The sequence below is a fragment of the Mycobacterium sp. 1245801.1 genome, assembly GCF_001673055.1.
Taxonomy (GTDB): Bacteria; Actinomycetota; Actinomycetes; order Mycobacteriales; family Mycobacteriaceae; genus Mycobacterium; species Mycobacterium europaeum_A.
The window spans coordinates 1-664 of sequence record NZ_LZKY01000338.1; the positions used below are offsets into that span (position 1 = coordinate 1).

Sequence of the window (664 nt, forward strand, 5' to 3'; positions counted from 1 at the left end):
GCGGGGCTACATGTCCAAGATCTTCAACGACGCGTGGATGTCGTCGTACGGCTTCCTGCGCAGCCGCCTGGACGGGTCCACCGAGGAGGCCAGGGTCGGCGACGTGCTGCGGGGCAAATCCGGCGCCCTGCCCGACCTGGTGCACACCCACCCGTCCGAGACGGTGCGCGACGCCATCGGCATCCTGCGCGAGTACGGGGTGTCCCAGATGCCGGTCGTGGGGGCCGAGCCGCCGGTGATGGCGGGCGAGGTGGCCGGCAGCGTCTCCGAACGCGAACTGCTGTCCGCGGTCTTCGAGGGGCGGGCGAAACTGGCCGACGCTCGAGCCCGTGGCACCCTGCCGGTAGCCGTAGTTCCAGATCAAATAGAACAGCCCGATGATCGACGCCAGCCACTGCGCCACCATGCCGACGGTCGAGTTCTGGGTGGCGCAGTACTGGTTGACCGAGTACTGAGTGACGTCGGTGATGCAGGCGGTCTGCTGGGTGGCGACCAGGATCGCGGTGCCGATGCCGTGCACGACGACGTACGGGAGGATGTCGATGATGAAGGCCAGCGCGCGGGTCAGCCACGGCGTGTACTGCTCCGTCGGCAGCGTGCGGATCGCCGGTCCGGGTGGTGGGGGCGCGTAGCCGCCGGCCGGCGGCGGCTTACCCGCCGCCTC

2 pseudogenes are annotated in these 664 nt (G+C 69.7%); one reads left to right on the top strand and one right to left on the bottom strand.

Annotated elements, in window-relative coordinates:
- Nucleotides 1–322 (top strand): annotated as a pseudogene (locus tag A5622_RS28555) (CBS domain-containing protein); the annotation flags it as partial.
- Here the strand turns inward: A5622_RS28555 and A5622_RS21130 are convergent.
- Nucleotides 266–664 (bottom strand): annotated as a pseudogene (locus tag A5622_RS21130) (RDD family protein); the annotation flags it as partial. The pseudogenes A5622_RS28555 and A5622_RS21130 overlap by 57 nt on opposite strands.